Origin of the sequence: Geminocystis sp. (assembly GCF_041753295.1) — a bacterium.
In the GTDB taxonomy this organism is placed as follows: Bacteria; Cyanobacteriota; Cyanobacteriia; order Cyanobacteriales; family Cyanobacteriaceae; genus Geminocystis.
Window position 1 is genome coordinate 1 of record NZ_JBGSUU010000081.1, and the last position, 5,063, is coordinate 5,063.

The 5,063-nt window shown below is 33.8% G+C and carries 6 protein-coding genes; 2 read left to right on the forward strand and 4 right to left on the reverse strand.

Features of this window, described 5'->3' with window-relative positions:
• Window positions 1-147: 147 nt before the first annotated feature.
• Both ACEW8E_RS08550 and lgt read left to right on the forward strand, forming a co-directional pair.
• Complete coding sequence (locus ACEW8E_RS08550; protein WP_373479924.1) at window positions 148-315, forward strand: hypothetical protein; 168 nt, start codon at window positions 148-150, stop codon at window positions 313-315.
• Window positions 316-348: 33 nt separating this feature from the next.
• Window positions 349-1,176, forward strand: coding sequence for a prolipoprotein diacylglyceryl transferase (gene lgt / locus ACEW8E_RS08555; protein ID WP_373479919.1), 828 nt, complete (start codon window positions 349-351; stop codon window positions 1,174-1,176).
• 43 nt (window positions 1,177-1,219) lie between these two features.
• On the opposite strand, the gene ACEW8E_RS08560 is transcribed toward lgt, so the two are convergent.
• The 4 genes from ACEW8E_RS08560 to ACEW8E_RS08575 all read right to left on the reverse strand — a co-directional run bounded on the left by ACEW8E_RS08560 (window position 1,220) and on the right by ACEW8E_RS08575 (window position 4,784).
• Complete coding sequence (locus ACEW8E_RS08560; RefSeq protein ID WP_373479920.1) at window positions 1,220-2,170, reverse strand: ABC transporter ATP-binding protein; 951 nt, start codon at window positions 2,168-2,170, stop codon at window positions 1,220-1,222.
• 31 nt (window positions 2,171-2,201) lie between these two features.
• Window positions 2,202-3,242, reverse strand: coding sequence for a GTPase ObgE (obgE, locus tag ACEW8E_RS08565; protein ID WP_373479921.1), 1,041 nt, complete (start codon window positions 3,240-3,242; stop codon window positions 2,202-2,204).
• A 290-nt stretch (window positions 3,243-3,532) separates the two neighbouring features.
• Window positions 3,533-4,267, reverse strand: a complete 735-nt coding sequence (gene sfsA, locus ACEW8E_RS08570) for a DNA/RNA nuclease SfsA (RefSeq protein WP_373479922.1) — start codon at window positions 4,265-4,267, stop codon at window positions 3,533-3,535.
• Window positions 4,268-4,307: 40 nt separating this feature from the next.
• The gene (locus tag ACEW8E_RS08575; protein ID WP_373479923.1) at window positions 4,308-4,784 is read right to left on the reverse strand and encodes a Dps family protein; all 477 of its coding nucleotides are present in this window, start codon (window positions 4,782-4,784) and stop codon (window positions 4,308-4,310) included.
• Window positions 4,785-5,063: the final 279 nt, after the last annotated feature.

Sequence of the window (5,063 nt, forward strand, 5' to 3'; positions counted from 1 at the left end):
CAAGTTACGAGCGATCGCTCGTCGGCTCTGGTACACAGCACGCCTCTGTGATAATTTAAGAGAGTAATAAAGATACGTGCGCGTAGCGTGCCTTCGGCATCACCTTATCTAAAAATCATACTTTAATTCAGCAACGCCCAATGTTTTATTGCCTCGGAAGTAGTACAATGGATGGAGAAAAAATATATCTTATCAAAATCAGAAGCTATCCGATTAGCACAAGAATTAATTGACTTAAAAATTATTCATCATGTCACAGATAATCATGAGTTTAAAAATGACTATCTTTTTTATCGTTTTTATATTGATGAATAAAAATAATTGACAATAAATTACTCACCATAAATTATGAATTTTTTTATTTTTACATTTCAATCCCCTAGTCCTATTTTATTTGAAATCGGCCCTATTAGTTTAAGATGGTATGGTTTTTTAATTGCTTCAGCAGTATTAATTGGTGTTTTTCTCTCGCAAAAATTAGGAAAATATCGTAATATTGATCCTGAATTAATTAGTGATTTAGTTATCTGGTTAGTTATTGGTGCGATTCCTGCCGCTAGAATTTATTATGTATTATTTGAGTGGCAAAATTATGCTCAACATCCTCAAGATATAATTGCAATTTGGCAAGGAGGAATTGCCATTCATGGCGCTATTATTGGTGGTGTTATTTCTGCTTTAATTTTTGCTAAGATTAACCGTCAATCTTTTTGGCAATTAACTGATGTTATTGCACCTTCTTTAATTTTAGGACAAGCTATCGGAAGATGGGGAAATTTTTTTAATTCAGAAGCCTTTGGTATTCCGACAAATTTGCCTTGGAAGTTATATATTCCTGTTAATAATCGCCCGATTCAGTATATTAATTTTGAGTATTTTCATCCTACTTTTTTATATGAATCTCTTTGGAATATCGGCGTTTTTACATTATTAATTATTCTCTTTTTTTGGAGTATTAAAAATAACGATAAATTAAAAACTGGTACTATTTCTCTAATTTATTTAATCGCTTATAGTCTTGGTAGAGTATGGATTGAAGGCTTTAGAATTGATAGTTTAATGTTAGGTTTTTTGCGTATTGCTCAAATTGTTAGTTTAAGTGCGATCGCTTTTGGCATTTTTGGTTTAATCTGGTTATATGTTTTGAAAAAATCCTTGCCTGATATTAAAAACTGAGATATTTAAAATAAGATGCTACTTTTAAAAATTAACTAATTATTTAAGATACTTGTTTATGTCCTAATTTTAAGAAAATAGTCTCTAAATCTTCCTGCTGACAATGGAAATTACTCACAGGAATATTAGCATCAATTAAACTTTTTAATAAGTTAGCACTATCTTGATTATCACCAGTAAATTCTACCTTAATTGTTTCGCCATCAGGTGATTTTTCCCATGCTTTTACCGTGTCACAATTACGCAATTCTACTTCTAATTTCTCCCCTTCCCCTAAGATTTTAATAATTATTTGTTGACGACTAAGACGACTATATAAATTCTGTAAAGAAGTACTTTCTACTAAACAGCCCAATTCCATAATACCCACTGATGTGCATAATTCTGCTAAATCTGACAACACATGAGAGGAAATTATAATCGTCATTCCTGCTTCTTGTAATGTTTTGATAGTTTCTCGAAATTCCATCCTCGCAATAGGATCTAATCCCGAAACTGGCTCATCTAAGAGTAAAATAATCGGTTGATGGATAATTGTGCGCGCTAAACTTAATCGTTGTTTCATGCCACGAGAAAGAGTAGCAATCAATGAATTTACCTTTGATTCAAGGTTGACTAACTCCAAAACTTCTTGTATTCTACGACGGCGCCACGGTTGTTTTAACTTATACAATCTCGCAAAATATTCTAAATAGTCTATTACTGTCAAGTCATCATACAAAGGAAAATCATCGGGAAGATAGCCTAAATATTGCTTTAAATAACGGTTGCTGTCATCTATAAGTAAGCGATCGCCATTAAGGTAAATTTCGCCTTTGGTGGGAGTTTCCGCCGCCGCTAACATCCGAATCAAAGTAGTTTTTCCTGCACCATTAGGCCCTATTAAACCATAAACATCACCTTTTTTTACTTGTAAATCTACATCATTGACGGCGATATGTTTTTCAAATCGTTTCGTTAATCCAATGGTAGCGATGGCAGGTTCTGATTTCATAGCATAAAATATGTGTTTTGTCAAGTAAAAGTTATGAATGTAAACTTTCTAAAAAGCTAATTTCTTTAACAGCGTCTTCTTTCATCAAATCTAATTGATTCCACACAGCTTGTAAAAGAGCATTGCAACCTGTCCCAGCTACAGCCGAAATCAAGAAAATAGGATCATTACTTATACCCTGAAATTCTTTCAAAATATATTGTTGACTTTCTTCATCAATAGAATCTATTTTATTTAAACCAATTATTTGAGGGCGATCGCACAATCCTCGACCATAGGCGAATAATTCAGCTTGAATAACTTGGTAATCATGAATAGGATCATTAGAGTTAACATCCACAAGATGAACTAAAACACGGGTGCGTTCAATATGTCGTAAGAAATCATGACCTAAACCAATGCCATCAGAAGCGCCTTCAATCAAACCCGGAATATCAGCAAAAACAGTACCGTCTCCTGTGGGTTTACGCACCACACCCAAATTAGGTATAAGAGTAGTAAAAGGATAATCAGCAATTTTGGGTTTAGCAGAGGATAAAGACGAAATAAGAGTGGATTTACCAGCATTAGGAAGCCCAATAATGCCCACTTCTGCCAAAAGTTTTAATTCTAAGCGTAACTGTTTTATTTCCCCTTCAAGCCCAGGTAAAGCATACTCAGGAGCACGATTACTATTGCTCAAAAAATGTTGATTACCTAAACCACCTTTACCTCCTTTAACAATCAAAAATGTATCATCAGGATTAATTAAATCCGCAATTACTTCTTCGGTTTCCGAATCATAAATCATTGTACCGCAAGGAATTTCTAATATAAGATCTTTCCCCGCCGCACCAGTACAATTGTTTGGGCCACCTCTACCACCATCATCAGCCTTAAAACGACGAGCATATTTGAAGTCTAACAATGTTTGTAGCTTAGTCGTTGCTTTAAAAAGTATAGAACCACCTCTACCACCATTACCCCCAGAAGGGCCACCAGCAGGGACGTATTTTTCTCTACGAAAGGCTACAATACCATCACCACCTTTTCCTGCTTCTACTTCTACCTCGACTTGATCAATAAATTTCATAAACTATTATTACCATCCATAAACTGTAAAAAAACTTGTAAAATAAAAGTAATAGCGGGGCAAATTTTATCTACCAAAAATAATTAAATAAGCCTAAATAATTACTGAAAATCAATTTGACTAATGTTAAAATCAATTCTTACTATTACCTCCTATCTCCTCTTTCCTATCTTCTAGCCTCACTGAAAATTTTATAGTTCACTTAGGTACTATTCGTCTTGTTATGGACTAAATTTGAAAATAGATTCCTATTGTACCGTATCTCAGTTTTTACGCAAAGAAAGCCGAAATCATAATATTATTTTTGCCATTCCTAGATATTTTACCCCTTCAGGAAGAACTTGAAAACGACAAGGTAAAATTTTAACTCCTTTGTTAATAGCTTGATGAAATAAATCTCCGTAGGTGGAATCATATTGTTTTCCTACCCCAAAAGTCTCACAATCTTCTCGACTGATAAAATATAACATTACCGCCTTAGTCTGTTTTGACAATGCCATTAATTCTTGTAAGTGTTTTTGCCCTCTGGTGGTTTCAGTATCAGGAAATAAAGCAACCCCGTTTTCTGCAAGGGTAGTATTTTTTACTTCCACATAAATTGGCGGTTGAAATTCATCCCCAGTTAACACAAAATCAACTCTACTTTTGCCATCATGACCAAATTTTACCTCACTTTTTACTTGACTATATTGTGAAGCTAATTCAGAAATCAATTGTTGTTGTAAAGCTAGTTTAATAATACGATTCGGCAAAGCCGTATTAATTCCCACCCACACAGGATTATTTTTCCCTACAGCTATCATTTCCCATGTGTAACCCAATTTACGCTTAGGGTTATCGCTTTTTGATACCATTACATGACTACCTACTTCACATAATCCTAACATCGGACCAGTATTCGCACAATGAGCCGTAATTAATTCCCCTGTTTCTAACTCAATATCTGCTAAAAAGCGTTTATATCTTTTTTTTAAAATGCCTGATATTAAAGGAGGATAACGGTATAAAAATGTATCAGTAGTCATGGAGTTAAAAATTAGTTATTTTTTGTCAGGAAAGAAAACATTAAAGATTACTTCTCAACATCCAAGCATTTTTTTCATGAAGACTCATTCTTTGAGTTAATAAATCAGCAGTGGATTCATCACTAGCTTTTTCAGCCACAGGAAATACACTTCTAGCAGTTCTAACTACAGCCTCATTACCTTCTACTAATAACCTTACCATGTCTTCGGCTTTAGGAACTTCTCTGGTTTCTTCAATGGAAGATAATTCTCCATACTCACTATAACTACCCGGTGCAGTATATCCTAAAGTTCTAATTCTTTCCGCAATACTATCCACAGCTAAGGCTAATTCGGTGTATTGTTGTTCAAACATTAAATGCAAAGAGTTAAATAGTGATCCTGTAACATTCCAGTGAAAATAATGTGTTTTCAAATATAATGTATAAGTATCAGCTAAAAGACGACATAATCCATCAGCGATATGTTTTCTATCTTTTTCTTCAATGCCAATATTTACGGGTGCGTTTTTACTCATTTTCTTTAATTAATAGGTGTTTCTTATTCATAGATTATAGTCTTTAAACTCCTATTTTCCCTGAAATTGGATTTATCTTAATGTTTACCTTAAAAATGTCGTGCCGTAAGCCCTCACCATAAACTTAAAAAGTGAATCGTTTTGGTGACGGGATGAATGCTGACCAATCAATAAAAAAAATTCGACGGTCGGGAGTCCACATAAATCCAAAAGTTTATGTTAAAATAATCTTATGGCAATAAAAGTACCATAAAATAATGTTAGTCATTGAAGCAAAAT

Coding starts and splice junctions, on each gene's coding strand:
- lgt (WP_373479919.1), top strand. CDS start 349: ATGAATTTTTTTATTTTTACATTTCAATCCCCTAGTCCTATTTTATTT.
- ACEW8E_RS08575 (WP_373479923.1), bottom strand. CDS start 4,784: ATGAGTAAAAACGCACCCGTAAATATTGGCATTGAAGAAAAAGATAGA.
- obgE (WP_373479921.1), bottom strand. CDS start 3,242: ATGAAATTTATTGATCAAGTCGAGGTAGAAGTAGAAGCAGGAAAAGGT.
- ACEW8E_RS08560 (WP_373479920.1), bottom strand. CDS start 2,170: ATGAAATCAGAACCTGCCATCGCTACCATTGGATTAACGAAACGATTT.
- sfsA (WP_373479922.1), bottom strand. CDS start 4,267: ATGACTACTGATACATTTTTATACCGTTATCCTCCTTTAATATCAGGC.